The organism is Sphingomonas aliaeris (genome assembly GCF_016743815.1).
Lineage (GTDB): Bacteria > Pseudomonadota > Alphaproteobacteria > Sphingomonadales > Sphingomonadaceae > Sphingomonas > Sphingomonas aliaeris.
Map to the genome: position 1 here is coordinate 3,650,369 of NZ_CP061035.1, position 26,847 is coordinate 3,677,215.

General features: G+C 65.4%; 27 protein-coding genes and 3 pseudogenes. 19 read left to right on the plus strand and 11 right to left on the minus strand.

The window, feature by feature from the left end; genetic code table 11:
* Positions 1 to 321: 321 nt before the first annotated feature.
* Both H5J25_RS17260 and H5J25_RS17265 read right to left on the minus strand, forming a co-directional pair.
* Positions 322 to 2,427 (minus strand): RelA/SpoT family protein, encoded by a 2,106-nt coding sequence (locus tag H5J25_RS17260; RefSeq protein ID WP_202093193.1) that lies wholly within the window; start codon positions 2,425 to 2,427, stop codon positions 322 to 324.
* A 49-nt stretch (positions 2,428 to 2,476) separates the two neighbouring features.
* Entirely contained in the window at positions 2,477 to 2,779 is a 303-nt protein-coding gene (locus H5J25_RS17265) for a CC_3452 family protein (protein ID WP_202093194.1), read from the minus strand.
* A gap of 129 nt (positions 2,780 to 2,908) precedes the next feature.
* On the opposite strand from H5J25_RS17265, the gene H5J25_RS17270 reads away from it, so the two are divergent.
* The gene (locus tag H5J25_RS17270) at positions 2,909 to 3,403 is read left to right on the plus strand and encodes a winged helix-turn-helix transcriptional regulator (RefSeq protein ID WP_202093196.1); all 495 of its coding nucleotides are present in this window, start codon (positions 2,909 to 2,911) and stop codon (positions 3,401 to 3,403) included.
* Between the two features lie 192 nt (positions 3,404 to 3,595).
* On the opposite strand, the gene H5J25_RS17275 is transcribed toward H5J25_RS17270, so the two are convergent.
* Genes H5J25_RS17275 through H5J25_RS17285 form a run of 3 tightly spaced genes read right to left on the minus strand, consistent with a single transcriptional unit; the run spans position 3,596 to position 4,913 of the window.
* Positions 3,596 to 4,015 carry an acyl-CoA thioesterase gene (locus H5J25_RS17275; RefSeq protein WP_202093197.1) on the minus strand — a complete coding sequence of 140 codons (420 nt, stop codon included), beginning with the start codon at positions 4,013 to 4,015 and terminating at the stop codon, positions 3,596 to 3,598.
* Positions 4,012 to 4,647 carry an HAD family hydrolase gene (locus H5J25_RS17280; protein WP_202093198.1) on the minus strand — a complete coding sequence of 212 codons (636 nt, stop codon included), beginning with the start codon at positions 4,645 to 4,647 and terminating at the stop codon, positions 4,012 to 4,014. Before H5J25_RS17280 ends, H5J25_RS17275 begins: the two co-directional genes overlap by 4 nt.
* The gene (locus H5J25_RS17285; protein WP_202093199.1) at positions 4,644 to 4,913 is read right to left on the minus strand and encodes a DUF3572 family protein; all 270 of its coding nucleotides are present in this window, start codon (positions 4,911 to 4,913) and stop codon (positions 4,644 to 4,646) included. The genes H5J25_RS17280 and H5J25_RS17285 overlap by 4 nt, the downstream gene beginning before the upstream one ends.
* Positions 4,914 to 4,966: 53 nt before the next feature.
* On the opposite strand from H5J25_RS17285, the gene H5J25_RS17290 reads away from it, so the two are divergent.
* Positions 4,967 to 5,320, plus strand: a complete 354-nt coding sequence (locus H5J25_RS17290; protein ID WP_318781374.1) for a response regulator — start codon at positions 4,967 to 4,969, stop codon at positions 5,318 to 5,320.
* A gap of 103 nt (positions 5,321 to 5,423) precedes the next feature.
* On the opposite strand, the pseudogene rpmG reads toward H5J25_RS17290, so the two are convergent.
* Positions 5,424 to 5,592, minus strand: a pseudogene (gene rpmG, locus H5J25_RS17295) (50S ribosomal protein L33).
* Positions 5,593 to 5,736: 144 nt separating this feature from the next.
* Here rpmG and H5J25_RS17300 point away from each other — a divergent pair.
* The 3 genes from H5J25_RS17300 to H5J25_RS17310 all read left to right on the plus strand — a co-directional run bounded on the left by H5J25_RS17300 (position 5,737) and on the right by H5J25_RS17310 (position 7,283).
* Positions 5,737 to 6,111 (plus strand): hypothetical protein, encoded by a 375-nt coding sequence (locus H5J25_RS17300; RefSeq protein WP_202093201.1) that lies wholly within the window; start codon positions 5,737 to 5,739, stop codon positions 6,109 to 6,111.
* Positions 6,112 to 6,115: 4 nt separating this feature from the next.
* Positions 6,116 to 6,682 (plus strand): TMEM165/GDT1 family protein, encoded by a 567-nt coding sequence (locus H5J25_RS17305; protein WP_202093202.1) that lies wholly within the window; start codon positions 6,116 to 6,118, stop codon positions 6,680 to 6,682.
* Positions 6,683 to 6,785: 103 nt separating this feature from the next.
* On the plus strand, positions 6,786 to 7,283 hold the full coding sequence (locus tag H5J25_RS17310; RefSeq protein ID WP_202093203.1) for a Dps family protein: 498 nt from the start codon (positions 6,786 to 6,788) through the stop codon (positions 7,281 to 7,283).
* 16 nt (positions 7,284 to 7,299) lie between these two features.
* Here the strand turns inward: H5J25_RS17310 and H5J25_RS17315 are convergent, their stop codons facing one another.
* Positions 7,300 to 8,178 carry a metallophosphoesterase gene (locus H5J25_RS17315; protein ID WP_202093205.1) on the minus strand — a complete coding sequence of 293 codons (879 nt, stop codon included), beginning with the start codon at positions 8,176 to 8,178 and terminating at the stop codon, positions 7,300 to 7,302.
* A 50-nt stretch (positions 8,179 to 8,228) separates the two neighbouring features.
* Here H5J25_RS17315 and H5J25_RS17320 point away from each other — a divergent pair, with 50 nt between their 5' ends.
* Together H5J25_RS17320 and H5J25_RS17325 are read left to right on the plus strand one after the other, a co-directional pair.
* On the plus strand, positions 8,229 to 9,836 hold the full coding sequence (locus H5J25_RS17320; RefSeq protein ID WP_202093207.1) for a cisplatin damage response ATP-dependent DNA ligase: 1,608 nt from the start codon (positions 8,229 to 8,231) through the stop codon (positions 9,834 to 9,836).
* A 71-nt stretch (positions 9,837 to 9,907) separates the two neighbouring features.
* Positions 9,908 to 10,624: a hypothetical protein gene (locus H5J25_RS17325; RefSeq protein ID WP_202093208.1), complete on the plus strand. Its 717-nt coding sequence runs from the start codon at positions 9,908 to 9,910 to the stop codon at positions 10,622 to 10,624.
* Between the two features lie 36 nt (positions 10,625 to 10,660).
* On the opposite strand, the gene H5J25_RS17330 is transcribed toward H5J25_RS17325, so the two are convergent.
* Both H5J25_RS17330 and H5J25_RS17335 read right to left on the minus strand, forming a co-directional pair.
* On the minus strand, positions 10,661 to 11,191 hold the full coding sequence (locus H5J25_RS17330) for a thioredoxin family protein (protein ID WP_202093209.1): 531 nt from the start codon (positions 11,189 to 11,191) through the stop codon (positions 10,661 to 10,663).
* 103 nt (positions 11,192 to 11,294) lie between these two features.
* Entirely contained in the window at positions 11,295 to 11,687 is a 393-nt protein-coding gene (locus H5J25_RS17335; RefSeq protein ID WP_202093210.1) for a hypothetical protein, read from the minus strand.
* A 119-nt stretch (positions 11,688 to 11,806) separates the two neighbouring features.
* On the opposite strand from H5J25_RS17335, the gene H5J25_RS20920 reads away from it, so the two are divergent.
* Positions 11,807 to 11,953 carry a hypothetical protein gene (locus tag H5J25_RS20920; protein WP_225883210.1) on the plus strand — a complete coding sequence of 49 codons (147 nt, stop codon included), beginning with the start codon at positions 11,807 to 11,809 and terminating at the stop codon, positions 11,951 to 11,953.
* Between the two features lie 539 nt (positions 11,954 to 12,492).
* Here the strand turns inward: H5J25_RS20920 and H5J25_RS21465 are convergent.
* The gene (locus H5J25_RS21465) at positions 12,493 to 13,335 is read right to left on the minus strand and encodes a cold-shock protein (RefSeq protein WP_202093211.1); all 843 of its coding nucleotides are present in this window, start codon (positions 13,333 to 13,335) and stop codon (positions 12,493 to 12,495) included.
* Between the two features lie 205 nt (positions 13,336 to 13,540).
* Here H5J25_RS21465 and H5J25_RS17345 point away from each other — a divergent pair, with 205 nt between their 5' ends.
* The 7 genes and pseudogenes from H5J25_RS17345 (at position 13,541) to H5J25_RS17375 (ending at position 20,548) form a co-directional block, all read left to right on the plus strand.
* On the plus strand, positions 13,541 to 14,341 hold the full coding sequence (locus H5J25_RS17345; protein WP_202093212.1) for a TerC family protein: 801 nt from the start codon (positions 13,541 to 13,543) through the stop codon (positions 14,339 to 14,341).
* 31 nt (positions 14,342 to 14,372) lie between these two features.
* On the plus strand, positions 14,373 to 14,993 hold the full coding sequence (locus H5J25_RS17350) for a ribonuclease D (protein WP_202093213.1): 621 nt from the start codon (positions 14,373 to 14,375) through the stop codon (positions 14,991 to 14,993).
* Positions 14,986 to 15,624 carry an LPS export ABC transporter periplasmic protein LptC gene (lptC, locus tag H5J25_RS17355; protein WP_202093214.1) on the plus strand — a complete coding sequence of 213 codons (639 nt, stop codon included), beginning with the start codon at positions 14,986 to 14,988 and terminating at the stop codon, positions 15,622 to 15,624. Before H5J25_RS17350 ends, lptC begins: the two co-directional genes overlap by 8 nt.
* A gap of 5 nt (positions 15,625 to 15,629) precedes the next feature.
* On the plus strand, positions 15,630 to 16,202 hold the full coding sequence (locus H5J25_RS17360; RefSeq protein WP_202093217.1) for an LptA/OstA family protein: 573 nt from the start codon (positions 15,630 to 15,632) through the stop codon (positions 16,200 to 16,202).
* 352 nt (positions 16,203 to 16,554) lie between these two features.
* A complete protein-coding gene (lptB, locus tag H5J25_RS17365) occupies positions 16,555 to 17,331 on the plus strand; it encodes an LPS export ABC transporter ATP-binding protein (protein ID WP_202093219.1) in 777 nt (258 codons plus the stop codon).
* A 44-nt stretch (positions 17,332 to 17,375) separates the two neighbouring features.
* Positions 17,376 to 18,891 (plus strand): annotated as a pseudogene (gene rpoN / locus H5J25_RS17370) (RNA polymerase factor sigma-54).
* A 109-nt stretch (positions 18,892 to 19,000) separates the two neighbouring features.
* Entirely contained in the window at positions 19,001 to 20,548 is a 1,548-nt protein-coding gene (locus tag H5J25_RS17375; RefSeq protein WP_202093222.1) for a hypothetical protein, read from the plus strand.
* Between the two features lie 4 nt (positions 20,549 to 20,552).
* On the opposite strand, the gene H5J25_RS17380 is transcribed toward H5J25_RS17375, so the two are convergent.
* Positions 20,553 to 21,554: a ligase-associated DNA damage response exonuclease gene (locus H5J25_RS17380; protein WP_202093224.1), complete on the minus strand. Its 1,002-nt coding sequence runs from the start codon at positions 21,552 to 21,554 to the stop codon at positions 20,553 to 20,555.
* Here H5J25_RS17380 and H5J25_RS17385 point away from each other — a divergent pair.
* The 4 genes and pseudogenes from H5J25_RS17385 (at position 21,548) to H5J25_RS17405 (ending at position 26,804) form a co-directional block, all read left to right on the plus strand.
* Entirely contained in the window at positions 21,548 to 21,865 is a 318-nt protein-coding gene (locus tag H5J25_RS17385) for a hypothetical protein (RefSeq protein ID WP_202093226.1), read from the plus strand. The two genes, H5J25_RS17380 and H5J25_RS17385, sit on opposite strands and share 7 nt — an antisense overlap.
* A 79-nt stretch (positions 21,866 to 21,944) precedes the next feature.
* Positions 21,945 to 24,362, plus strand: a complete 2,418-nt coding sequence (locus H5J25_RS17390) for a ligase-associated DNA damage response DEXH box helicase (RefSeq protein WP_202093229.1) — start codon at positions 21,945 to 21,947, stop codon at positions 24,360 to 24,362.
* A gap of 372 nt (positions 24,363 to 24,734) precedes the next feature.
* Positions 24,735 to 25,736: pseudogene (locus tag H5J25_RS20940) on the plus strand (IS30 family transposase).
* A 147-nt stretch (positions 25,737 to 25,883) separates the two neighbouring features.
* Entirely contained in the window at positions 25,884 to 26,804 is a 921-nt protein-coding gene (locus tag H5J25_RS17405; protein ID WP_225883211.1) for a retroviral-like aspartic protease family protein, read from the plus strand.
* The last annotated feature ends 43 nt before the right edge of the window (positions 26,805 to 26,847 follow it).

Genomic DNA, 26,847 nt, shown 5'->3' on the forward strand with positions numbered 1-26,847 from the left:
ATCCGGTCTCCCAAGCTTGTCATGCGGGGTCCGTAAGCACGGCCCCAGGCAACTGTCCGGGGTTTGGGAAGACGGATGTGGCCCTGCTCAGGAACGGTCTTTGTCGACCGGCTTGTCGAACGGCCTCACATCCGCCGCCTGAGCCGGGTGGCCACCCGGCTCAGGCACCTTGCCGATTACACCATTCCAGACAGACAAGCTTGTCGAAGGGCGGGTAGCGCAGGACAGGTGCTTCGACAGGCTCAGCACGAACGGTTGGGGTGGATCCGATCGCCCGGATCTTACGCCCCACTCCCCGTTCGTTACAAACCAGCCCCCGGGCTAGACCCGCTCCACCGCATTCACCGCATCGGCGGCGCGCAACGCGGCGATCACGCGCATCAGATGCTGCACGTCATGCACCTCCACATCGATCGTGTTGGTGTGGAATCCGGTATCGCGATTGTCGAGCCGCAAATTGACGATGTTGGCCATCTGCGCGCCGATGATCGTCGCGATCGTGCCGAGCGCCCCGGGTTCGTTCTTCACCTCGACCAGGATGCGGCCCGTGGCACCCTCGGTCTTGTCGCCCCACGCGAGATCGACCCAATCGGCATCGTCCGCCGCCGCCAGCACCGGGCAGTCGATCGTATGCACCTCGATCCCCGCATCCGGGCGGCGCAGGCCGACGATTCGGTCGCCGGGCACGGGATGGCAGCATTCCGCCAGATCGAATGCCACGCCCGGCGTCAGACCGCGAATCGAGATGGCGCTGGATTGCGGGGGTAGTTCACGCAATGCATCCGCGCCCGCCGATCCCGGCATCAGCGCTTCCATCACCTGAGCATCGGTGACGCGGCGGCGCGCGATCGCCTCCATCAACGCGACCTCGTCGGCGATCTTCAGACGGGTCAGCGCGGCCTTCTGCGCATCCGCCGCCATCGTCGCCGGCAACCGGCCGACCAGTTCGTCGTAGATCTTGCGGCCCAGCGCCTGCGTCTCGACCCGCTCCTTCATGCGCAGATGGCGGCGGATACCCGCCAGCGCCTTTCCGGTAATCGCGAAGTTCAGCCAGGCGGGCTGCGGCTCCTGCGCCTTGGATCGCAGGATTTGGACCTGATCGCCATTCTCGATCGGCGTCCGCAACTGCACGACGCGCCCGTTGACCTTTGCGCCGACCGCCTGATCGCCGAGATCGGTATGGACGGCATAGGCGAAATCGACCGGCGTCGCGCCCTTGGGCAACTGGATCAGCTCGCCCTTCGGCGTGAACGCGAAGATGCGATCCTGATACATCGCCATCTTGGTATGTTCGAGCAGCTCCTCGGGGCTTTCCGTCGTATCGAGAATTTCGACCAGATCGCGGATCCAGCTGACCTGCGTCTCGGGCTTCACCCGAATCTGTCTGTGGTCCTGTTTGTACGCCCAGTGCGCGGCGAGGCCCAGTTCGGCCTCCTCGTGCATCTCCTCGGTGCGGATCTGAATTTCGACGCGGGTATTGTCGGCATGGATCACGCTGGTGTGGAGCGATCGGTATCCGTTGCGCTTGGGAGTGGAGATGTAATCCTTGAACCGCCCCGGCACCATCGGCCAGCGGCGATGGATCTGGCCCAAAGCGGCATAGCAATCCTGCTCGGTCGGAACGATCGCGCGAAACGCCATGATGTCGGACAGCTGCTCGAAGCTGATGTGCCGCTCCTGCATCTTGCGCCAGATGCTGTAGGGATGCTTCTCGCGGCCCGAAATATCCGCATCGATCCCGTGCCGGCCAAGCAACAGCTTCAGCCCCGACCCGATCTTCGCGATCCGGTCCCCGCCGCCATCGGTCTTCAGCGAATCCAGCCGCCGCGTGATCGATTCATACGCCTCGGGTTCCAGTTGCGCGAAGGCGAGCGTCTGCATCTCCTTCATGAACTCGTACATGCCGATCCGCTCGGCGAGCGGCGCATAGATATCCATCGTCTCGCGCGCGATCCGGCGGCGCTTCTCGGGCTTGGCGATGTGATGCAGCGTGCGCATGTTGTGCAGCCGGTCGGCCAGCTTCACCAGCAGCACGCGGATGTCGCCGGACATGGCGAGCAGGAACTTGCGCAGATTCTCGGCGGCACGCTCGTTTTCGGTCTGCGCCTCGATCTTCGACAGCTTGGTCACGCCGTCCACCAGCCGCGCGACGTCGGGGCCGAACAATTGCGTGATCTGTTCAATGGTCGCAACCGTATCCTCGACCGTGTCGTGCAGGATCGCGGTGGCGATCGTCTGATCGTCCAGATGCAGCTCGGTCAGGATGCCGGCGACTTGGATCGGATGGCTGAAATACGGGTCGCCGCTGGCCCGCTTCTGGGTGCCGTGCGCGTTCACCGAAAAGACGTACGCGCGGTTGAGCAACGCCTCATCGGCATTGGGATCGTAGCTTAAAACCCGATCGACAAGTTCGTATTGCCGCAGCACGCGATCACAATGTGGCCGCGTGCTGCCGCTTTGCAACATAAGTTTGCGATTACTTTGCGCGGGCGTTGCACTTTGCCAGTGCCGCCTCGTCGAACGCCTTGCCGTCCGCGGCGAAGCTGGTCAGCGCGCCGAAGCGCTTCACGACCAGCTCGCACACGATCGGCGCGCGCGTGGTGGACGCGGGCGCGGTGCACAGGCCGTCGGTGCACTTCCACATCACGCCACCGGTGATCGCGCTCGCCTTGGCCGGTGCCGAAACCGGCTTCGCATCGTAAAAGCCAGCACTTGCAGCAGAAGCGACGAACAGGGCGGAGGCGGCCAGCGTGGCGGCATACGAGGCGAATCGGATCACGTTCAATCTCCAGTTATATTGCGCAGCACAATAGGTTGCTAAACGCCACCTATCCCGATAGGTTGTGTGATGCAACTGGAATCAGAGAATTCGTTGCGACGCTTTTCGTAAATGCGATAGGTTACCTCAATGACTGGCAAAACGTTACGCGAACCGCTGCGCGATCTGGCCGAATGCAGCCTGCCCGCCGCGCTGGAGGCGATGGGCGAACGCTGGTCGTTCCTGATCCTGCGCGGGTCGTTCAACGGCCTGCATCATTTCGAGGAATTCCAGTCCGAACTCGGCATCGCCCGCAACATCCTCGCCAATCGCCTGTCGCGGCTGGTCGAACACGGCATCCTGAAGCGCGATGCGATGCCGGAGGACCGGCGCAAGATCGAATATCGCCTGACCGACAAGGGCGAGGCGCTGCTGCCGACGATGCTCGCGCTCAGGCAGTGGGGCGAGCGCTGGGAAACCGGGCACAAGGCCTCGCCGGTACTGGTCGACAAGCGAGACATGCGCCCGATCGCCCCGATCGAGGTGCGCGCCTGGGACGGCCGCACGCTGACCAAGTCGCAACTGCTCTGGGCGCTGCCCGAGGACGTCGTGACGGACGACGAGCAGGCCGAGGCGGCGGAATAGGCTGGGCCTCGGCGCTTGGGTCGGACTACGAATCCCTAATAGACTGCGTCACCCGGACTAGTTCCGGGGTCCACGGTACAGCAAATACAGTCCTTCGAGCCTCTTGCCGGCCCGCATGCTGCACGGTGGACCCCGGAACTAGTCCGGGGTGACGAAGCAGTTGAGCGGTGATCCGCTCAGCGGCTTGTCGCCCTAGCGTTCAGCGAGCTTTTCCAGGTACGCGCGAACCACGGGATCGTGCGGCAAGGGACGTCCGGTGGACAGGTCGACGTTCACGATCACCATCTGCACCACGCAGTGTAGTTCGCCCGTGACGGCGTGGCACAGTTCGAAACGCTGCGTCAGGCTCGATCCGCCGATCCGGTCGATGCGCATGAAACCCTCGATCTCGTCGCCGAGGCGGAAAGGCTTCAGATAATCGATCTCGGTATGGCGAACGTTATATTCGGTACGCTGCCATTCCGGCAGCGCCTCGATCCCGGTCCAGGGCCAGAATTCGGTAACGACGACATCGACATATTCGAGATAGCGCGAATTGAAGACGATCTTCTGCCCGTCGATCTCGGCATAGCGGACCTTGAACCGCGTCGAAAAGGCGAACCCCTCCCTCACGCCGCGATGTCCAGTGCGGGACGGCCCTCCGCGAAGCGCTCGCCGATCCACACCTCGGCATCGTTCCAGTCGTCGATCCGCGCATGCGCCGCCGGCGCCTTCGGCACGTGCGGCGCGAGCGCCGGTTCGGAGATCATGTGCAGGCGGTGGACCTGCGGCGCATGACGCGCGACCGAATCGTGATGCACCGCCAGATCGTCGACGAACACCGTGACGCTCGGATTATATTCCTCGATCAGCTTCGCGACCGGCGAGCCCTTGCCGCCCTGATTGCATTCGACGCGGTGATCGATGCCGAACTTGGCGAGCTGTTCGATCCGCGGCTGGCGGCACACGTCCTGCAAATTGGTCAGGACGACGATGTCCGCCACCTGCGACAGCGACGCCAGCGCTTCCCGCGCATGGGGCACCAGCGTCTGACGATCCATCTCGCCCGGGAAGAATCCCTCGATCATGCCCCACATATCCTCGCGGGTCAGCGCCGGGCCGTCGTTCCGGCGCGTCATGCTGCTCGCGAAATCGCCACCATTGGGGACGAAATCGATATCGTGCGTCTCGCCCAGCCAGACGCCGAAATGGCGCACCATGTGCAACAGCACCTCGTCGCAATCGGTGATCAACAACGGCTTCATGCGTCCAACTCCCTGCGCGCGGCGACCAGGGCGGCGGGCGCGATGTCCAGTCCGTCCGCACAGGCGAGCAGATCGGGTTCGTAATTCTCCAGAAACCCCAGCGTGGCCGAAAGCACTGCAGGATCGGCCGCGCGCGTGCGCAGGTCCGACGGGGTCAGGCCGGTCACGTCGAGCAGCCGGGTCGCGCGTTCCGGCTCCGCCAGCGTCCAGACCAGCGCACGCAATGCCAATGCCGCGGCGTCTTCATTTGTCTCGGACGCGCGCATTGCCTACACTCTTGCATTATCGGCTGAAAGGATCGTGCGGACGTGGCAAAAGGGTGCTCGTTGTCGAGGACAATGAACTCAACTTGAAGCTGTTCTGCGATCTCTTGCGGGCGCACGAATATCTGCCCGAGGGGGTTCGTGACGGCCGGGAAGCGGTGGATCGCGCACGCGAGTTCTCGCCCGATCTCGTCATCATGGACATTCAGCTGCCGCATGTCAGCGGATATGAGCTGATCCTGCAACTGAAGGCGGATGCCGCATTGCGCACCATTCCGATCATGGCGGTCACCGCCTATGCCGGACGCGACGACGAGGACCGGATTCGCGCCGCCGGGGCCGATTCGTATGTGTCGAAGCCGATCTCGCTCGCGCGCTTCGTCAACGAGGTCAGCGGGTTGCTGCCCTGAACCTGCCGGTCGGGCTTTGAGTAAACGACAAAAGCCGCAAGGCTTGCGCCCGCGGCTCTGGTCCGATCCGTAAACGCCAGGCGACAGGAATGCCGCCGGCCGATTACTTGATCTTGGTTTCCTTGAACTCGACATGCTTGCGCACGACGGGATCGTACTTCGAGAAGCTGAGCTTCTCGGTCTTCGTACGCGGATCTCTTCTTCGTGACGTAGAAGAAGCCCGTATCTGCCGTGCTCAGCAGCTTGATCTTGACGGTGGTCGGCTTTGCCATGACCCGAATTCCTGAATCTGTAAAAAAGCAAAAGCGGCAGACATGCCTGCCGCTCACAAGCCGCGTCCGTTGGGGCAAAGGGTCGGGCAAGTCAAGTCCGGCTTTGCATCTGCCACGCCGTTTACCGGCTGTTCACTATGTCCGGTGCACGCTCGCGGCCTTGGCGGATATGACGGGGCGGGCGGGAAGATGGGACAGGCACAGCCGGAAACGGTGCGCGAGCAACTGACGGTGCGAATCGGCAAGCTGGACGCCGTCATACGCTCCAAACCCCGCCGCGATACCGCGAACGACCTCGCACGCGAGATCGATGCGATCCGGACCATCGCCCATCTGAACGGCATGCGCCCCGCCGTCGCGGTGGCCCAGGCGCTCGAAATGGCCCTGGCACGCGGCGAGCGCGGCCCGCTGATCTACGGCTGGGTCGCGATCCTGCGCGATGCCGTTACCAGCGATCGCCACGACGACGCCGCCTGCGACACATATCGCGCCGCCTGTTCCGTGCGGCTGTTCGGATAGGATCGTGGATGCGTTGATGGCCGCGCTCGTCGCGGCGCTGTTGGCGCAGGCGACCGACCGTACGCCCTGGCTGGCCGCGATCCTCGCGACCCGCTTCGCCCGGCCCGGCGCGGTCATCATCGGCACCGCCCTCGCGCTGGCGATCGGCAACGCGGTCGCCGCGGCGTGCGGCATGCTGATCGCGCCGCACATGTCGCCAAATGCCCGCGACCTGTTCCTCGCCGTCGCCCTCATCTTCGCAGGTGCCGCCTGCCTCGTGCCCGTCAAGCGACCCGAACGGCTGGACGGCTGGCGGATCGGCGCGTTCGCCACCAGCCTGTTCGGAATCGGCATCCTCGCGCTGGGCGATCGCAGCCAGTTCATCACGATGGCGATCACTGCGCGCAGCCCCTCCCCCGTGCTCGCGGCGGTCGGCGCGACGATCGGTTCGCTGGCGGTCAACATCCCCGCGATCCTGGCGGGTGAAGACGCCCGCCGCCATCTCCCCCTCACCGCCGCACGATACGCGGTCGCCGCCCTGTTCCTGATCGCAGGGTGCATCTTCGCCCTGGGCGCAATCCGACTGATCTAGCCGATAGATCAGTGTCATCGGCCATTTTCCGACGCGCCAGGGAGCGATTCCGGTATCGGATCGTTCTCGCAACGAACCCGCTTTATCGCACAGGAAAATGATCATGGCCGATCCCGTCGCACCGCTGAAGACCCCAACCGATATCAAGAGCAACGCCGCCAAATCCGTCGCCGAGGCACTGAACGGAATCCTCGCGGACAGCTTCGCGCTGTATCTGAAGACGAAGAACTTCCACTGGCATGTCTCCGGCCCGCACTTCCGCGATTATCACCTTATGCTGGACGATCAGGCGACGCAGATCCTCGGCACGACCGATGCGATCGCCGAGCGCGTCCGCAAGACCGGCAACACCACGCTCCGTTCGATCGGCGATATCGCCCGCCACCAGACGATCGCCGACAATGACGAGCCGTTCGTCGCCGCCGCCGACATGCTCAACATCCTGCGCGACGACAATCTGAAGCTGGTCGAGGCGCTGCGCGAGGCGAAGGACATCGTCGACGAAGCGAAGGACAATGCCACCAGCGGCATCCTGGACGACTGGACCGACCAGGCCGAGGAACGCGCCTGGTTCCTGTTCGAAGCCAGCCGGGGCGCCTGATCCTATCGGCCGGGCCCTATTGCATTGCGCCGCGCATGCCCGCCGGACCGAAGGTGATCACCCACAGGTCCGGCGGCTTCGCGACGCGTACCGGCAGGATGCTCGCGCCAAGCCCGGCCGTGACGACGACGCGGTCGGGACTTTCGCGCGACGCACCGCACAAGAACGGCGTTCGCGGCCCGATCAAGCTCAGTACTGGACCAAGACCGGGGATAGCGACCTGCCCGCAATGCGTATGCCCGGACAAGATCACGCGCGGGGCGTCGTCCGGCAGCATCCTCGCAAGGAAGGGGCGCCGCATCACGCCCGCAATTTCCGGATCGTGTGCCATCATGACGCGCGCTCCCCGCAATCGCGTCATCGCCCGAATCGTCGCGCCGACATCCTGATGGCCGTGAATCGAATCGTCGATCCCGCCGATAGACAGCGGACCGCGACTGACGGCATCGTTCATCAACACGGTGACGTCCGCCCTGCGCAACGCCTTCCGAACCGCATGCATATCGGTCCCGTAATCGTGATTGCCCAGCACCGCGACCATCCCCAGCGGCGCACGCAGCCGGACGAGGCCGGCGGCAAGATCGGCCACGGACCGCGTCGCGTCCGACGGTTCGTGCCCGGCGATGAAGTCGCCCGCGATCAACACGATATCCGGGCGAACGGCGTTGATCTGGTCCACGATCCTCGCCAGCCGGCGCGGCCCCATCGCGATATTGCCGAGATGCACGTCGCTGATCAGCACCGCGCGGACCGGTCGGGCGCCGGCCGGCAAGTCGGCCAGCGGCAGGGCGATCCGTCGCACGATCGGATCGCGCCGCGCTTCGAGCACGCCGTACACGGCGACGAACACCCCGATTGCGGCGAACCTCGCCAATATCTTCGCCACGGTGCGCACGGCCGCCTCCTTACCGGGAGCATGTCGCCAGCGCCACGCGTTACGCCCTGATGCGCGCCTTTGCTGACCTGCTCGATTCCCTGATCTACACCCGGTCGCGTAATGCGAAGCTGAAGCTGATCGGCGATTATCTCCGCGTCACGCCTGATCCGGACCGTGGCTGGGCGATAGCCGCGCTGACCGGCGATATCGACCTGCCATCGGTCAAGCCGGCGGTCATCCGCGGGCTGATCGAGGCGCGCGTCGATCCCGTCTTGTACCGGATGAGCCGCGAATATGTCGGCGACAGCGCGGAGACGATCGCGCTCCTATGGCCCAACCCGGTCGTGCCCCCGGCCGAGGCCGCACCGCTCACGATCACGCAGGCGGTCGAGACGCTCAACGCCCTCTCCCGCTCGGACGCCCCCGCAGCGCTCGCCGACATGCTCGACCGGCTAGATGCGGAGGAACGATTCGCCTTGCTCAAGATGGCGACCGGCGCGCTGCGCATCGGGATCAGCGCGCGCCTGGCGAAGACGGCGCTCGCCAACGCCTTCGGCCTCGACGTCGAGGCGGTCGAGGAAGTGTGGCACGGCATCGCGCCACCCTATGCCAGCCTGTTCGCCTGGGCCGAGGGAACGGGCGAGCAGCCCACATCCGTCAACGTCCCCGTCTTCCGCCCGTTCATGCTCGCGCACCCGCTGGAGGATCTCCGCGTCGATCTCGCCGACTATGCCGCCGAATGGAAATGGGACGGCATCCGCGTCCAGATCGTCCACGTCGCGGGCGAAACGCGCCTGTTCAGCCGCACCGGCGACGATGTGACCGGCAGCTTCCCCGACGTCGCACGCGCCTTTTCCACCCCCGGCGTGATCGACGGCGAATTGCTGGTGAAGGGCGAGCATCAGGGCGGCACGCTGGGCAATGCCGATTTCGGCGGCGGCGGCGCGGCGAGCTTCAACGCCTTGCAACAACGTCTCGGCCGCAAGGTCGTCTCGGCGAAGATGCTGGGCGACTATCCCGCCTTCGTCCGCGTCTACGACATCCTGTTCGACGGCGAAGAGGATTTGCGCGAACTACCGTGGACCGAGCGGCGGCAGCGGCTGGAGACGTTCGTCGCGCGGCTCGATCCCGACCGGTTCGACCTCAGCCAAGTGATCGAGGCGGAGGATTTCACCGCGCTGGAGGGGATCCGCGCCGGCGCGCGCGATGCCGCGATCGAGGGCGTGATGCTCAAGCGGCGCGACAGTCCGTACGTCACCGGGCGGCGCGTCGGCCTGTGGTACAAATGGAAACGCGATCCGCTGACCGCCGATTGCGTCATGATGTACGCGCAGCGCGGGTCGGGACGGCGATCGTCCTTCTACAGCGATTACACCTTCGGCTGCTGGACCGACGAAGGCGAACTGCTGCCGGTCGGCAAGGCCTATTCCGGCATCACCGACGAAGAGCTGAAGATGCTCGACAAGTTCGTCCGCGGCCACACGCTCGCCCGGTTCGGCCCGGTGCGCGAGGTCGAAAAGACGCTGGTGCTGGAAATCGCCTTCGACTCCATCCACGACTCCAAACGCCACAAGTCCGGCGTGGCGATGCGCTTCCCCCGCATCGCGCGGATCAGGACGGACAAGCCCGCGGCGGAGGCCGACACGGTCGCAGGATTGCGCCGCCTGATCGTCTGATCCGCCTTGGAGTTTCAACCGATAGCGTGGCATGTCTTCGCCGTCCGGGAATAGAGAGACGAGGGGTTGGCATGGGCTGGGGGTTGATGGTCTTGGGCGCGATCGGCGCCGCGTCGATGGCAGTCACGGCCACAGCCAAGGGGCCCGCCGACGATATCCTGGCGCTCACCCCGGACACCGCGCTCGTCATTATGAAGAGCGAGACGTGGCAGCCCGCGCCCTCGATGAAATCGGCCTACCGGCTGACCTTGTCGATCTACGACCCTGCCAACGAAAAGCTGTTGGGCAAGCCGTTCGGGGGCAGCGCTGAATTCGCGGCGCAGGACAAGAAGTTCATCGACGGCTATCTGGTCGTTCGCGTCAAGCCGGGGCGCTGGGTGTTCCAGAGCTATTCGCAGCAGGACAAATGGGCGTTGTGCTTCAACGCCGCATCGTCGCAGTTCGATGTGAAGCCGGGACAGATCGTCTATCTCGGCGAATTCGATGCGCTGCGTCATCGCCAGCAACTGACGATAACGGCAATCCGCTCGGGCAAGTCGTCGATCAGCGGATACGGCTTCGCCGATTTCTTCGATCTGGCGGAGGGCCCCGCGTTCAAGCCGATCGACCAACAGCAACTAGACGCGGTGCGCGCGATGCTGACCCGAACCGCGCCGGCCGTGGCCGCGCCACTGGTCGCCGCGACCTATTCGCCGGCGAAGTTCGGCACCGGATCGACCCTGTTCGCGGAACGCCGATGCGGCGGCTATTTCATGACCGGCGCGAAACCGAAACCAGCCATGAAGTAAAGCGTCCGGGGGACACGCGCCGGCGTCCCCCGGATGTCATTTCACCCATTGCGCCAGCCAGTCGGCGAGCCCCTGCGGGCTCATGCTGCGCGCGTCGGCGAGTGCGGCGGTGCGGCCGGCGTTGATCAGCGTGTCGGTGCGCGGGTTGACGATCAGCAGGTTGGGCACGCCCTCCAGCCGCTTGGTGATGCCGTAATGCGCCGGAATCTGCAGGTTCTTGTCGAACCGGCCGATATCGACCGTGACGATCACGTAATGCCGGTCGAGAAAGCCCTTGAGCGCGGCGGTGTCCATCGTCCCCGCGAGCAGGCGGCAGTCGAGGCACCAGTTCCCGCCCAGATCGATCAGCAGCAACTTGCCCTGCGCCTTCGCCCGCGCCTTTGCCGCGGCGACCTGCGCATTGGCGTTCGCCGTCTCGCTATAGGGGAGCGGCAGCGGCTTCGCGAGCTGCTCGAAACTGGCGATCGGCATGCGCGGCGGGGTCGCGGCGATCGACGGCAGGGCCAGAGCGAGCGCGGCGACGATACCAAGGGCCGGGGCGGCGATCTGGGTGGAATGGTAGCGCATGAAAAACTCCGGGGTTGAGCGACTGGCGTACCAGTCTGGCGGCGGGGGCTCCGCGCAGAATTGCGGAGGGTGGTGTAAAGAAAAATGCCGTAGGCCGACGCGTTCAGTCCGCGTCCGGGTCGATCGCCTTTTTTGCCAGTCGCGTGATGATCGTCACGGGATCGCGACCATTGCCATAGCCATAATCGGCTGCCTCGCGCTTGCCGCACTGCCGCTCGCCGGCAAACATACCGCACCTGCCATAGGGGGTCATTGCGACGGTCCCGCTGCGTGCCTCGCCTTTCCCGCGTTCCGATGCCGCCCGCTCCAGCAGCAGGGGAAGTCGATACCGGTCCGCCCTTTTCCCGCACACCACGATCTCATCCGTCGGCGCGGCATCGTCGCAGCGGGAAGGCGTAATGCGTGTCGTCCGTCGTCGGGCAGTGTCCGCCAGATCGAACGGTTCGCGGTTCGTGGCCGGCTGGGCGGTCTGCAACGCGATCAACCACCATGCCATTTCCGTCACCCCGCCCCGTTAGCGATGCGGACTATGGCCCCCGAAAACGGCATTTCTGGGGCCGGTCGGCGGTAACGATCGAGTGCCTGCCCGATATCAGAATCACGAACGCCGGAAAGGTGAGCGGTATCACGCTGACATCCCTGCAGAAGCCGTCCGGCGTCAAACTGTCTCCAAAATTGTGGAATTACGACGCGCGTCGGCTCTCCCGTGCTGGTTTCCGCCCGACCGAACGATTCGCCGCCCAAACCTGCCTGGCGATCTGAAGCGCGATCAACCGCCGAGCCATTCCGGTCATCCCGCCCCGTCAACGATGCGGATCAGGACTCTCCGGAAACGGCTTGGTTGGGGCTGCAGGGCTCCGCCGTCTGGCATGACATCGGAACAGGCGAAAAGGTAAACAGCAGCATGCCGGAATCCCGTCGAAACTGTCGGTCGTCAGGCCGGCACCGAAGTGTTCGGTAGCGACACGCGTCGCCGTTCACGCGGCGGACTCCACCAGATCGAACGTCCCGCCGCCCGTAGCCGACTGGCCGATCTGAAGCGCAATCAATCGCCAAGCCATTCCAACACCCCGCCCCGTAACGATGCGGACTACGGTTTCCGGAAACGGCCTGTCTGGGGCTGCCCGGCGGCGGGTCCGGCTATCTGCATGGCATGTCATCGAGGCGCGCGGGAGAATAAGCAGCAGCACGATGAAACTCCTGTCGAACCACCCAGCGTGAGACCGGCCCCGCCACCCAAAGAAAAACCCGGCGGGCACTGGGCCCGCCGGGTCTATTCCGTTCGACTGAAATCGAAGCGCTTATGCGATCGAGGTCAGGTTCACCGCTGCATGCTTGCCGCGACGATCGACTTCCAGTTCGAATTCGAGCCGGTCGCCTTCGTTCAGGCTGGTCATGCCGCCACGTTCTACGGCCGAGATGTGCACGAATGCATCGGGCTGCCCGTCGTCGCGCTGGATGAAGCCGAACCCCTTCATCGCGTTGAAGAACTTGACCGTGCCGGTCGCCTTCTCACCCGTCAGCTGACGCTGCGGGGCGGCACCAAAGCCGCCGCCTGCGCCGCCGCGCGGAGCACCGCCGGGGGCTGCATCGCGTTCACGCGGAGGACCGCGATCGGTGACGGCCATCGGCTCGCCCTCGATCTTCAGGTCCGTCGCCGAGATGCGGCCACCGCGATCGACCAGGGTGAAGCCGAGCGGTTGACCCTCGGCCAGACCGGTCAGGCCAGCCTGCTCGACTGCGCTGATGTGCACGAACACGTCCTCGCCGCCATCGTCGCGAACGACGAAGCCGAAGCCTTTCTGGCCGTTGAAAAACTTGACCACGCCAGTGCCTTCGCCGACGACCTGCGGGGGCATGCCGCGACCTGCGCCGCCGCCCGGGCCGCCAAAGCCGCCGCCGCCACCACCGCCGCTGCTGCGGAAGCCACCGCCGCCGCCGCCGCCGCCGCCGAAGCGATCACCGCCGCCGCCGCCACCACCGCCGAAGCGATCGCCACCACCGCCGAACCGCTCGCCGCCACCGCCGAAACGATCACCGCCGCCGAAGCTGCTGCCGCCGCCGAAATCATCGCCGCCGAAACCGTCGCGCTTGTCGCGGCCACGCCCACCGCGATCCCCGCGGCGTCCTTTATCGAAACTCATGCCCTGTTCGTCTTCCCGGTCCGCCCAACTTGCCTATGAAACCTGGACGCCGAGCGAATAGCGCAGGTTTCCGGACACCAAACCAATCGTGCCACCGAGTCGGTCTACCCTAAAAACACCAATGCTGCGAACGAATTCGTCCAAAATGGGGCACAGTTCGCATCAAAGCTTGCAGCAGGGTGGCATGATCGGCACAGCCTGCCGCATGTCTACCGCCGAACTCCTGTCCGATCCGGCCGCCTGGGCGGCCTTGGCCACTTTGATCGTGATGGAGGTGGTGCTCGGCATCGACAACCTCATCTTCATCTCGATCCTGTCGAACAAGCTGCCCGAGGCGCAGCGCGGCAAGGCGCGCAAGGTCGGAATCGGGCTCGCGCTCGTCATGCGACTGGCGCTGCTCACCGCGATCGCCTGGATCGTCGCGCTGACCGCGCCGGTGTTCGACCTCGGCATCGTCGGCCCGACCGGCAGCCACGGCGAGCCGAGCTTCGAAACGGCGTTTTCCTGGCGCGACCTGATCCTGATCGCCGGCGGGCTGTTCCTGATGTGGAAGGCGACGAAGGAAATCCATCACAGCGTGGACGAGGACGATTCGGACGACCTGCTCGACAAGGGCAAGAAGACGGTCGAACTCAGCTTCACCGCCGCGATCGTCCAGATCCTGTTGCTCGACATCGTCTTCTCGATCGATTCGATTCTGACCGCGGTCGGCATGACCGAGCATGTGCAGGTGATGTACGTCGCGGTGATCGTCGCCGTGCTCGTCATGCTGCTCGCCGCCGATCCGCTGGGCAATTTCATCAATCGCAACCCGTCGGTGGTGATGCTCGCGCTGGGGTTCCTGCTGATGATCGGCATGGTGCTGATCGCCGAGGGGTTCGGCGCGCATGTGCCCAAGGGCTATATCTATGCCGCGATGGCCTTTTCCGGCGGTGTCGAGGGATTGAACATCTGGTCGCGCCGCGCCCGCGAGCGAAAGGCCGCGGCGAAGGCGACTCGCCATTGAGCATTCATCCGTTCGCCGCTAGGCGAATCGGATGACCGTTTATCTGCATGAAGAAGACCTGCCCGCCGGCCTGTTCGCCGATGGCGCCGATATCGCCGTCGACACCGAGACGATGGGCCTGCTGACCCCGCGCGACCGGCTGTGCGTCGTGCAATTGTCGGACGGCGGCCCGGACGAGCATCTCGTCCGCTTCTCGCCCGGCAGCGATTACGCAGCGCCCAACCTGCGCGCGCTGCTTGCCGACAAGACCCGGGTGAAGCTGTATCACTTCGGCCGCTTCGACCTGGCGGCGATCAAATATTACCTGAAGACGGACGCCACGCCGGTCTATTGCACCAAGATCGCGTCGCGGCTGGTGCGCACCTACACTGATCGGCACGGCCTGAAGGAACTCGTCCGCGAGTTGCTGCAGACCGATATCTCCAAGGCGCAGCAATCGTCCGACTGGGGCGGGCCGGTCCTCTCCGACGCGCAGAGGGATTATGCCGCGTCAGACGTGCGCTACCTCCACCGGTTGCGCGACGAACTGGATCGCCGGCTGGCGCGCGAGGGCCGCACCGAACTGGCGCAGGCCTGTTTCGACTTCCTGCCGCACCGCGCCGATCTCGACATCGCCGGCTGGGCCGAGGCCGACATCTTCGCACATGTCTGATACCGCCGCCCAGGTCCGGTCCGAGCGGCAGATCTGGGCCGCGCCGGGCAGTCGGCACGACCGGCTCGTCGCGCTGTCGCGGTTCGGCCTGCCCGTGGCGATCGGCATCCTCGCCGCATTCCTCGTCATGGCGCCGCTGACGATGCGCGGCGACGTCTCCTTCCTGCTCGACAAGAACAAGGTCGAGGTCGCTCGCGAGCGCCTGCTGCTCCAGCAGGCGCGCTATCGCGGCGAAGACGGCAAGGGTCGCCCGTTCGCGCTGACCGCCGAGAATGCGGTGCAGAAGAGTTCGTCCGAACCCGTCGTCCGGCTGAAGACATTGTCCGCCGCGATGCAATTGCCCGACGGCCCGGCCAGCATCGTCGCGAACAACGGGCGGTACAACATGACCACCGAACAGATCATGATGGACGGCAAGATCCTGTTCAAGGCGGCCGGAGGATACCGGCTCGACACACACGATTCGATCGTCGACCTGAAGACGCGCAAGCTGCGCAGCGGCGGCGCGGTCACCGGCACCGTGCCGCAGGGCAATTTTAGCGCGAATGCGATGAAGGCCGACCTCGAAACGCATGTCGTTACGCTGGACGGCAACGCCCGCTTGCGGATCGTGCCCGGAAAGACGAAATAGCCGGCATGTCGAACCTTTTCCGCCTTGCCCTGAACGGCGTGCTACCACTGGCCATCACGATCGGTGCCGCCGTTGCCGTATCGGCGCAGACGCGGCACAATTCGAATGCGCCGATCGATTTCGGCGCGGATCATATCGAATTGCAGGACAAGGCCAACCGCGCCGTCCTGTCCGGCAACGTATCGGTCAAGCAGGCGGAAATGACGCTGCGGTCCGCGCGCATGACGGTGTCCTATACGGGGCAGGTGATCGACGGCAGCCCGCAGGTTTCGCGGCTGGATGCGGCCGGCGGCGTCGTCGTGACGCGCCCCGACCAGACGGCGCGCGGCAATTTCGCGGTCTACGATCTCAACCGGCGCGTTGTGACAATGCTGGGCGCGGTCACGCTGACGCAGGGCGGCAATACCGTGAATGGCGGGCGGCTGACGATCAACCTCGACAGCGGCCGCGCGGTGATCGACGGGTCGTCGGTTGCGGGTACGCGCAAGAATGGCGACGGCACGACGACGACCGCGCCGGGCGGCCGGGTCACCGGGCGCTTCTCCGTCCCCAAGCGGGATCAGCCCTCGACGAACTAGGCCCGATCGACGTCCAGCCGCGAAGGTATGTGCGCACCCAAACCACCCCGGCGGAGGCCGGGGTCCAGTTGGGAAAGCTGCCATACCGGAGGCTGCGTTTCGTTAAGGACCTTCCCGCGACTGGGCTCCGGCCTTCGCCGGAGGGGTGGGGATGAATGTCGATCCGCCCTACGCGGTACGCGCGGGCCGTAGCAACTCCCACGCCGAACCCCACCGGAGGGCGCGGGAAACAGGTCGTTTTGCCGCTACACCCTTCCAACCGGCCTCAGTCTGCGGCATGAGCCATGCACGAAGCCTGCCAAATTGATCCTGGTAAGCTTATGCTAACCTCAAGATGCGAGCAGTCGAGCAGATGACCGACACAGCGATCCTCGAACAGATGCCGCCGATCCACGAAAAGCCCACCGGCCAGGGGCTGGCGGTCGTGTCGATCGCCAAATCCTACGACAAGCGGGTCGTGCTGACGGACGTTTCGGTCAGCGTCGGGCGTGGCGAGGTGATCGGGCTGCTGGGTCCGAACGGCGCGGGCAAGACCACCTGCTTCTATTCCGTCATGGGATTGGTGAAGCCGGATTCCGGCCGCATCATGCTGGACGGCGACGACATCACCGGGCTGCCCATGTATCGCCGGGCGATCCTGGGGCTCGGCTATCTGCCGCAGGAAACCAGCATCTTCCGCGGGCTGTCGGTCGAAAAGAACATCCTGACCGTGCTGGAACTGGCCGAACCGGACAAGGATGCACGCGCCGCGAAGCTTGAAAAGCTGCTCGGCGAATTCGGGCTGACCCGATTGCGCGACGCGCCGGCAATGGCGCTGTCCGGTGGCGAACGCCGCCGTGCCGAAATCGCCCGCGCGCTCGCGGCCGAACCGTCGATCATGCTGCTCGACGAACCGTTTGCCGGCATCGATCCGATCTCGATCTCGGATATTCGCGACCTGGTCTGCCAGTTGAAGGATCGCGGCATCGGTGTGCTGATCACCGATCATAACGTCCGGGAAACGCTCGATATTGTCGATCGCGCCTATATCATTTACGATGGCCGCGTGTTGTTCACCGGTTCGCCTGCGGAACTGGTCGCCGATGCCAACGTGCGGCGGCTGTATCTGGGCGAGGGCTTCTCGCTCTAGCCTATGAACGCGTGCGCACGCCTTTCTCGACCGGTCCTTTTCGGATGAGTCTCGCGCCGCGCCTGGATCTGCGTCAATCGCAATCCCTGGTGATGACGCCGCAGTTGCAGCAGGCGATCCGCCTGCTCGCGCTGAGCAATCTCGAAGTGGAAGGCTTCATCGCCGAGGAGATCGAGCGCAATCCGCTGCTCGAGGCGAGCGGATCGGACGATGACGGCCCGACGCTGGAACGCGAGGCGCCCGCCGAACCGCGCAGCGAACCCGCCACTGCCGACGAACTGGTGATGGGCGGCGATTCGACCGGCGAGGCTTCGCTCGACGTGGATTTCACCGCGGAAAGCTTCCATCACGACAGTCCCGCCGATGTGGGCGGCGCCGGAATGGACGGATCGCTCGGGATGAGCGGCGCCGGTGGCGGCGGAATGGGGGGAGGATGGCCCCGATTTCGATTCGTTCGCGGCCGGGGATCTCAGCCTGGCCGATCATCTGCTCGCGCAGGCGGGACCGGTGGTGGACGGTGCGGACGCCTTCATCGCCGCGCATCTGATCGACCAGATCGACGAGTGCGGATATCTGACCGTGCCGTTGCTGGAAATCGCCAACCGGCTCGGCGTGCCGCTGGCGCGGGTCGAACATGTCCTGTCGATCATCCAAACGTTCGAGCCGACCGGGGTCGGCGCGCGCGATCTTTCCGAATGCCTGAAATTGCAGGCGATCGAGGCGAACCGATACGATCCGTGCATGGCGCGGCTGATCGATCACCTGGAACTGCTCGCGCGGGGCGAACTCGGTCGGCTGAAGCGGATCTGCGAAGTCGATGACGAGGATTTGGGGGATATGATCCGCGAAATCCGCAGTTTCGATCCCAAGCCTGGCTGCCGGTTCGGCGGGGAACCGGCGCAGGCCGTGACGCCCGACGTGTTCATCGCCCGCCGCAAGATCGGGGGCGAGGATGGCTGGGCGATCGAGATCAATGCCGCCACCCTGCCCCGCTTGCTGGTCAATCGCGGCTATTACGTCGAATTGTCGGGCGGTCAGCAGGACAAGGCGTCCAAGGCCTGGCTGGGCGATATGCTCGCCAGCGCGAACTGGCTGGTCAAGGCGCTGGACCAGCGCCAGCGGACGATCGTCAAGGTCGCCACCGAAATCGTCAAGCAACAGGAGGCGTTCTTCCTGCACGGCGTCGCCCATCTTAAGCCGCTGACGTTGCGACAGGTGGCGGAGGCGATCGAGATGCACGAATCGACCGTCAGCCGTGTGACGAGCAACAAATATCTGTCCTGCGCGCGTGGCCTGTTCGAGCTGAAATACTTCTTCACCAGCGCGATCCAGTCGTCCGAAGGCGGGGAAGCGGTGTCGGCGCAGGCCGTCAAGGCTGCGATCCGCTCCCTGATCGCGGGCGAAGGCAATACGATCCTGTCCGACGATACGCTCGTCGAACAGTTGAATTCCAAGGGGTTCGATATCGCGCGCCGCACCGTGGCGAAGTATCGCGAGGCGCTGGGGATCGGATCGTCCGTCCAGCGCCGCCGCGCCCGCGCGCTGGAGGGGGCGGGCTGATCGCTTGCCACTGACCCGCAATCCGGCTCTATTCGGATGCTGATAACCGATCGGGGGTTTGGGTCATGGTCAACGTTACCGCGGGTATCGTCACGCAGCCGACGCGCTGATGCGCGTCTTCCATCGGGCTATCGCCGGGATCGCCCTGTTCTGCGCGACGTTCTGCGCGGCGCCAGCCCTTGCCGACTGGCGTGAGGCGAGCAGCGACCATTTCCTGATCTATGCGAACAGCGACGAGCGCTGGCTGCGCGACTTTGCCGACCGGCTGGAGCGGGTCGATGGCGCGATGCGGTTGACGCGAGCGGTGGAAAACGTAGCCGGCCGGCGATCGAACCGGCTGACGATCTACGTCCTGCCGAACGTCACTGCCGTCCAGCAGATGTGCGGGAAAAACTGTAAAAACGTTGCCGGCTTTTATGTGCCCCGCGCCGGGGGTTCGATCGCCTTCACGCCGCGACAGGGCAGCAATCCGTCCGATCCCTACGACCTGAACGCAAACACCGTGCTGTTCCACGAATATGCACATCACATCATGCTGGAGAATTTCGCTGCCGCCTATCCGCGCTGGTTCGTCGAGGGGTTCGCCGAATTCAATTCGACCGCAAAGGTCGAGCGGAACGGCGCAGTGCAGCTGGGCGGTGCCGCGAACCACCGTGCTTACGGTCTCGTCCTGGCCCAGCCGCTGCCGATCGCGACATTGCTGGAAGACAGCAAGGCAAAACTGTCCGCGGCGCAGCAGGACGTGTTCTACGGCCGGGCGTGGCTGCTGGCGCACATGCTGACGTTCGACGCCGCGCGTAGCGGGCAATTGTCCACCTATCTGCAGCTGATCAACCAGGGGAAACCCAGCCTGGAGGCGGCGCAGACCGCGTTCGGCGACCTCAAGACCCTGGCGCGCGACATGGAGAAATACCTCAATAGCCGCACGCTTTCCGGGCTGCTGGTGCCGCCCGACCGGCTGAAGATCGGCCGCATCGACCTGCGCACGCTGTCCCCGGGCGAGGCCGAGACAATGGCGGTCCGCATGCGGTCGAAACGCGGCGTTAGCCGTCCCGCCGCGCTGGCGCTGCTGCCCGAAGCCCGCCGCCGCGCGCGCGACTTCCCGAACGATCCCGCCGCGCAGGGCGTGCTGGCGGAGGCCGAATATGACGCGGGCAACGTCCCCGAGTGCGAAGCCGCCGCCGATCGTGCGCTGGCGGCGGACCCGAAATACGTCCAGGCCCTGCTCTACAAGGGCCGCGCCCGCATTCGCCGCGCGGTCGATGCCAGGTCGAAGGATCCGGCCGTCTGGAAGGAAGCGCGAAGCTGGCTGATCAAGGCCAACCGGATCGATACGGACGACGCCGAGCCGTTGATGATGTTCTACGAAAGCTTCCTGGTCGCGGACCAGAAGCCGTCCGACAGCGCGGTCGCGGGGCTGATGCGCGCCTTCGAACTCTCGCCGCACGATGCCGGCCTGCGCTTGATGGCGATCCGCCAGACGCTGACCGGCGGCGATGTGAAGGAGGCGCGCTACATGCTGATCCCGCTCGCCTTCGATCCGCACGCCCCGCGCGACAATATGGCCGCGAAGATGGTGGCGATGATCGATGCCGGCAGCCCCGCCCCCGCCGTGCTTGCCACGATGAGGACGAAGGACGAACCGGCGCCGGAGTGAACGCTCAGTCGTCCTCGTCCTCATACCCCACCAGCGCCAGCGCCCGCGCCTTGATCTGGCGCGTCATGCACCAGTGGACCAGCGCATCTTCCCGCCCGTGCGTCACCCACACTTCCTTCGGTGCGATCTCGATCAGCGTCTCGGTCAATTCCTCCCAGTCGGCATGATCGCTGAGGATCAGCGGCAGTTCGACGTTGCGCTGCACCGCGCGCTGCCGGACCCGCATCCACCCGCTCGCCATCGCGGTGATCGGATCGGGCAATCGCCGCGACCAGCGGTCGTTCAGCGCCCCCGGCGGCGCGACCACCACCTTGCCCATCAGGTCCGCCTTGGGCGCATCGGTCGCCGGCCGCAGCTCGCCCAGGTCGACGCCCAGTTCGACATACAGGTCGCACAATCGCTGCACCGCGCCGTGCAGGTAGATCGGATCGTCATGCCCCCGGTCGCGCAATTCGCGGATCACGCGTTGCGCCTTGCCCAGCGCATAGGCGCCGACCAGCACGCAGCGCGTCGGGTTCGCCCGCAGCGCCGCCATGAGCTTGTCGATCTCGTCGCCCGTTTCGGGATGCCGGAACACGGGCAGTCCAAAGGTCGCCTCGGTGATGAACACGTCGCATTTGACCGGCTCGAACGGCGCGCAGGTCGGGTCGGCGCGCCGCTTGTAATCGCCCGACACGACGATCCGCTCGCCGCGATGATCCAGCACGATCTGCGCCGATCCCAGCACATGCCCGGCCGGCACGAATGTCGCCTCCACCCCGCCCGGCAGCGACAGCGTCTCGCCATAGGCCACCGGATGCCCCGCCTGCGGACCGTAGCGCGTGTGCATGATCGCCAGCGTCTCAGGCGTCGCCCACACCGCATCGTTCCCGCCGCGCGCATGATCGGCATGGCCATGCGTCACCAGCGCGCGCGGGCTCGGGCGCGAGGGATCGACCCAGATATCGGCGGGCTTCACATAGATGCCGTGCGGATGCGGTTCGATCCAGTCGCCGAGCTTTGCCATCCAGACACTATGATCGGCCGGCGGCGAAGTTCCACCCGCACCCGGTCGAAACCCCTGCGAAGGATCGTTCGGGCGAGGGCCGCGTTGACCCGGTATCTGGAGAATTCAGCAAGGGAATCAACGCGGTGGATACCAGTATACCTTGGGCATTGGTGGTCGTCGGCGGACCGATCATCCTGGGTGGCGTCCTGTTATGGGCGATCCTGAACAACCGTATGTCGCGCCGCGACAAGGCCGCATCGGACGAAGCGGCGACCCGCGTCCGCCGCGAACAGGAGGCCGACGACCGGCGGCGTGACGGCGCGAACTGACGCCGCGGCCGCTCTCGCCCCCGTCCTCCCGGAACAGCATCCTGTCGAACCGCTCCCGGCCACCCTATATCGGCCGGACATGATTCTGCCCGCCCCCATTACCGACTGGTTCGCCGCCAAGGGCTGGTCCCCGCGCCGCCACCAGCTGGAGATGCTCGACGTCGCGCGCGCGGGGCGTCACGGCCTGCTCGTCGCAACGACCGGCGCGGGCAAGACGCTCGCCGGCTTCCTCCCCACGCTCGCCGAACTGATCGAACGCCCGACGCCGAAGGGCGGCAGCGGCCTGCACACATTGTACGTCTCGCCCCTGAAAGCACTGGCGGTCGACGTGCAGCGCAACCTGATCACGCCGATCGAGGAGATGGGCCTCGACATCCGGGTCGAGACGCGCACCGGCGACACGCCCAGCGACCGCAAGGCGCGGCAACGGATCAAGCCGCCGCAGATCCTGCTGACCACCCCCGAATCGCTCAGTCTGCTGCTCAGCTACCCCGACAGCATGCTGATGTTCGAAGGGCTCCGGACGATCGTGGTGGACGAGGTGCACGCCTTCGCCACCGGCAAGCGCGGCGACCTGCTCAGCCTGTGCATGGCGCGGTTGCAGCATATCGCGCCCGCGCTGCGCCGCGTCGCTCTGTCCGCCACGGTCGACGATACGGACGGCTATCGCGCCTGGCTCGCGCCCGATGGCGACATCGATCAGGTGATGTTGGTGAAGGGCGAGAACGGCGCCGATCCCAATATCGCGATCCTGCTGCCCGAGGGCCGCGTGCCGTGGTCCGGCCATTCGGGCCGCTATGCCGCCGAACAGGTCATGGCCGAGATCGAGACGCACAAGACGTCGATCGTCTTCTGCAACACGCGCAGCCTCGCCGAACTGATCTTTCAGGATCTGTGGAAGGTCAATGCGATGAGCCTGCCGATCGGCGTCCACCACGGATCGCTCAGCCTGGAGGCGCGGCGCAAGGTGGAGGGCGCGATGGCGGCGGGCAAGCTGCGTGGCCTCGTCGCCACCGCCAGCCTCGATCTCGGCGTCGACTGGGGCGATGTCGATCTGGTCATCCAGATGGGCGCGCCGAAGGGGTCGTCGCGTCTGCTGCAACGCATCGGCCGGTCCAATCACCGGCTCGACGAACCGTCCGAGGCGGTGCTCGTCCCCGGCAACCGCTTCGAATATCTGGAGGCGCGCGCCGCTTTGGACGCGGTCGAGGCGGGCGAGCTGGATCCCGACATCTTCCGCCCCGGCGGACTGGACGTGCTGGCCCAGCATATCATGGCCTGTGCCTGCGCCGCGCCGTTCCGGGAGGCGGAGATGCTGGACGAGATCCGCTCGGCGCTTCCCTATTCCGCGCTGACGGAGGAGACGTTCAGCCGCGTGCTCGGCTTCATCCGCGACGGCGGCTATGCGTTGAAGGCGTACGACAAGTTCCGCCGCCTGACGCAGGATGCGGACGGCACATGGCGCGTCAGCCACCCCAAGTTCATCGCGCAACACCGCCTCAACGCGGGCATCATCGTCGAGGCGACGATGCTGACGGTGCGGTTCAAGAACGGCCGCAGCCTCGGCAAGGTGGAGGAAGGGTTCGCCGCGACGCTGACCAATGGCGACACCTTCTTCTTCGCCGGCATGAGCCTGGAAGTGATCGGTATCAGCACGGAGGATCTGCTCGTCCGCGCCACCGCCCGCCCGGCGCGCATCCCGACCTATGGCGGCGCGCGTATGCCGCTATCGACCAATCTGGCGGACCGGGTGCGCGGTTTCCTCGCCGAACCCGGCGAATGGCACCGCTTCCCCGACGACGTGCGCGAATGGCTGGAGGTGCAGGCCAAACGCTCGACCCTGCCCAAACCCGGCCAGTTGCTGGTCGAGACGTTCCCGCACGAAAACCGGCATTACATGATCGCCTACAGCTTCGAAGGCTGGAACGCGCACCAGTCGCTCGGCATGCTCGTCACGCGGCGGATGGAGACGCTGGGTCTGAAGCCGCTCGGCTTCGTGTCGAACGACTATGCGCTGGCCTGTTACGGGCTCACGCCGATCACCGATCCGGCAGCCCTGTTCTCGTCCGATATCCTGGAGGACGAATTCGTCGACTGGGTGCAGCAATCCCACCTGCTCAAACGCGCCTTCCGCGAGGTCGCCGTGATCGGCGGTCTGGTCGAGCGGCAGCATCCGGGCAAGCGCAAGACGGGCAAGCAGGTCACCTTCTCGACCGACCTGATCTACGACGTGCTGCGCAAATACGAACCCGGCCATCTGCTGATGGAAGCCGCCTGGGCGGATGCGCGCGCTCGCATGACCGATGTCGGCCGTCTCGCCAGCCTGCTCGACCGCGCCGCCGAGACGATGCTGCACGTCGACCTCCCCCGCGTCTCCCCCCTCGCCGTTCCCGTCCTGACGCTGATCGGCCGCGAAAAGGTCGCCACCGGCACCGCCGACGACGCCCTGCTGATCGAGGCGGAGGCACTCGCCGAGGAAGCGATGCGGCTGGATTAGGGTGAGTCGCCCGATACCCCACTCTCCGTTCGTTTCGAGCGAAGTCGAGAAACCGTGGCATTCGTCCTGTCGCCTGTCTTTCGACTGCGCTCGAAACGAACGGAGATGGCTGCAGGAACCCAGTCCATGAATGGGAGCGGAAACACACACTCCTCCGTTCGTCCTGAGCCTTTCGAAGGACGTGCGCCACGGACAGGTGCTTCGACAGGCTTGGCACGAACGGCTGGAGAGAGCCGGGACAACTCCAAACCCGTCATTCCCGCGCAGGCGGGAATCCATAATCATGACACACGAACCCGACACACCAGCGCCAGCCACTATGGATTCCCTGGACTCACGAAAGAAGTGCACCACTGCTAGGGTGGTAGTGCGATGGGGCGAAGATACAGGCAGCTCAGCCTAGACGAGCGGATCGAGATTGCGCGGTTGCATGCCGCCGGGCTGTCGGATCGTGCGATAGCGGCGGCGATCGGCCGGGATCATACGACGATCGGTCGCGAGCGGCGGCGCAACAGCCAGCGGACGAAGGTCTGGGATGGGGGCTATGCCCCGGCGCGGGCGCATGCGCTGGCGGCACGGCGGCGGCGCTGGGACGGCCGCTTCAAGCTGGTACGCCAGCCGGACCTGCGAGAGATCGTGAGGAAAGGCCTTGCGATGGGACATTCCCCCGAACAGATCGCCGGCCGGCTGGCGCGTGATGCTGGTCGCACCGTGATCAGCCATGAGTCAATCTATCGCTACGTCTATCACCGCTCGGCGCAGAAAGACCATTGGCACCGCCTGCTGCCCCGCGCGAAGTTCAGGCGCGGGCGATATGCACGCCGCGGCGGCAGTCCGGCCAGCTTCATCCAGCACCGTATACCCCTGTCCGAACGGCCCGCAGAGGCCGACCGGCGCGACCAGCCGGGCCACTGGGAGGCCGACTACATGCTGTTCGCCCGATACGGCCACAACATCCTCGTCATGCACGAACGACAACCCGCTTCACCATCCTCGACAAGCCACCGCACCGCAAAGGCGCCTTGACCGCCAGCCGTATCGCAGCGCGGCTCGGCGCCATCCCCCGCGACATGCGGCGCACCATCAGCTTCGATAATGGCACCGAATTCGCCGAGCATCATCGCCTGCGCGATCGTCTCGGCGTCGCCACCTTCTTCTGCGATGTCCGCAGCCCCTGGCAAAAAGGCGGGGTCGAAAATACCATCGGACGGCTGCGCCGCGTCCTGCCCCGCAAGACCGATCTCAATACGATCACCCACCGCCAACTTTGTGCCTATGCCGAACGCCTCAACAATACCCCCCAGAAAATGCCTCGACTTCCAGACACCCGCCGAGGCATTCATCGCTCTCTCAAACGGTGCACTTCAAACGTGAATCCACATTCCCGCCCGCGCGGGAATGACGACGGCGAATGATACCAACCGCACCCTCCAATAGCCCGGTAACAGCGCCCCCGTCCGCCCATATCCCACCCCCGATCAACCACTTGCAAAGGGTCCGGATCGGGCGCACCCTCGTGTCATGACGATCGCGCCTGCCCTGGCCGCCCTGCTGCTGACCGTGTCGAACGTCGCCCGCGGCACCGAACCGGTCGCGCAGGAACCGATTGACACGACGACATCCCCGCCCCCGCCGGTGCTGACCTTTGCGGAGGTCGATGAGCGGATGACGCTGCCGGTGACCATCTCCGGCGCCGGGCCGTACCGCTTCGTCGTCGATACCGGGGCGCAGCGCACCGTCATCTCCCGCGAACTGGCCGGTGTGCTGAATCTCCAGCCCGGCCGGACCGTGCGGATGACGACGATGACCGGCACCGGCAGCACCGCGACCGTCATCATCCCGGTGATCACGGTCGGCGCGTTCGGCGGCAGCCGGATCGAGGCGCCGGCGCTGGAACAGGCGCATCTCGGCGCATCCGGACTGCTCGGCATCGATACGTTGCAGGATCGCGCGCTATCGATCGATTTCGACCAGCAACGCATGACCGTCTCGCCCGCCACGCGCCGCAAATCGCTGCGCCGCGCGGCCCCGGACGAAATCGTCGTGCGCGCCAGGAGCCTGTACGGGCAACTCGTCGTGACCGACGCCTTTTACGGGTCGATCCGCGTGCGCGTCATCCTGGATACCGGCACCCCGATCACGATGGGCAACATGGCGCTGAAACGCCGCGTGCAGCACGGCGCGATGAAGTCGATCGGGGTGATGAGCGTCACGGGCGAGACGATGCAGGTCGACTATACGCAGATCGGCGCGGTGAAGATCGGCAGCATCGGATTCGACAATCTGCCCGTCGCCTTTGCCGATGCCGCCCCGTTCGCGCAATTCGGACTGGCGGACAAACCGGCCCTGCTGCTCGGAATGGATGCGCTGCGCCTGTTCCGCCGCGTCGATATCGATTTCCCCAACCGCGAATTGCGGCTCGCTCTGCCGCGCCGGTTCTAACCGGTTCTTAACCCGTTGCTTTGACCGTGCGCTGCTCTACGCT

Bases quoted from the DNA above. Each gene is read 5' to 3' on its own strand.
- H5J25_RS17270 (WP_202093196.1), top strand. From the start codon at position 2,909: ATGACTGGCAAAACGTTACGCGAACCGCTGCGCGATCTGGCCGAATGC.
- H5J25_RS17280 (WP_202093198.1), bottom strand. From the start codon at position 4,647: ATGAAGCCGTTGTTGATCACCGATTGCGACGAGGTGCTGTTGCACATG.
- H5J25_RS17285 (WP_202093199.1), bottom strand. From the start codon at position 4,913: ATGCGCGCGTCCGAGACAAATGAAGACGCCGCGGCATTGGCATTGCGT.
- H5J25_RS17310 (WP_202093203.1), top strand. From the start codon at position 6,786: ATGGCCGATCCCGTCGCACCGCTGAAGACCCCAACCGATATCAAGAGC.
- H5J25_RS17320 (WP_202093207.1), top strand. From the start codon at position 8,229: ATGCGCGCCTTTGCTGACCTGCTCGATTCCCTGATCTACACCCGGTCG.
- H5J25_RS17325 (WP_202093208.1), top strand. From the start codon at position 9,908: ATGGGCTGGGGGTTGATGGTCTTGGGCGCGATCGGCGCCGCGTCGATG.
- H5J25_RS17330 (WP_202093209.1), bottom strand. From the start codon at position 11,191: ATGCGCTACCATTCCACCCAGATCGCCGCCCCGGCCCTTGGTATCGTC.
- H5J25_RS17335 (WP_202093210.1), bottom strand. From the start codon at position 11,687: ATGGCATGGTGGTTGATCGCGTTGCAGACCGCCCAGCCGGCCACGAAC.
- H5J25_RS21465 (WP_202093211.1), bottom strand. From the start codon at position 13,335: ATGAGTTTCGATAAAGGACGCCGCGGGGATCGCGGTGGGCGTGGCCGC.
- H5J25_RS17345 (WP_202093212.1), top strand. From the start codon at position 13,541: ATGTCTACCGCCGAACTCCTGTCCGATCCGGCCGCCTGGGCGGCCTTG.
- H5J25_RS17350 (WP_202093213.1), top strand. From the start codon at position 14,373: ATGACCGTTTATCTGCATGAAGAAGACCTGCCCGCCGGCCTGTTCGCC.
- lptC (WP_202093214.1), top strand. From the start codon at position 14,986: ATGTCTGATACCGCCGCCCAGGTCCGGTCCGAGCGGCAGATCTGGGCC.
- H5J25_RS17360 (WP_202093217.1), top strand. From the start codon at position 15,630: ATGTCGAACCTTTTCCGCCTTGCCCTGAACGGCGTGCTACCACTGGCC.
- lptB (WP_202093219.1), top strand. From the start codon at position 16,555: ATGACCGACACAGCGATCCTCGAACAGATGCCGCCGATCCACGAAAAG.
- H5J25_RS17375 (WP_202093222.1), top strand. From the start codon at position 19,001: ATGCGCGTCTTCCATCGGGCTATCGCCGGGATCGCCCTGTTCTGCGCG.
- H5J25_RS17380 (WP_202093224.1), bottom strand. From the start codon at position 21,554: ATGGCAAAGCTCGGCGACTGGATCGAACCGCATCCGCACGGCATCTAT.
- H5J25_RS17390 (WP_202093229.1), top strand. From the start codon at position 21,945: ATGATTCTGCCCGCCCCCATTACCGACTGGTTCGCCGCCAAGGGCTGG.
- H5J25_RS17405 (WP_225883211.1), top strand. From the start codon at position 25,884: ATGACGATCGCGCCTGCCCTGGCCGCCCTGCTGCTGACCGTGTCGAAC.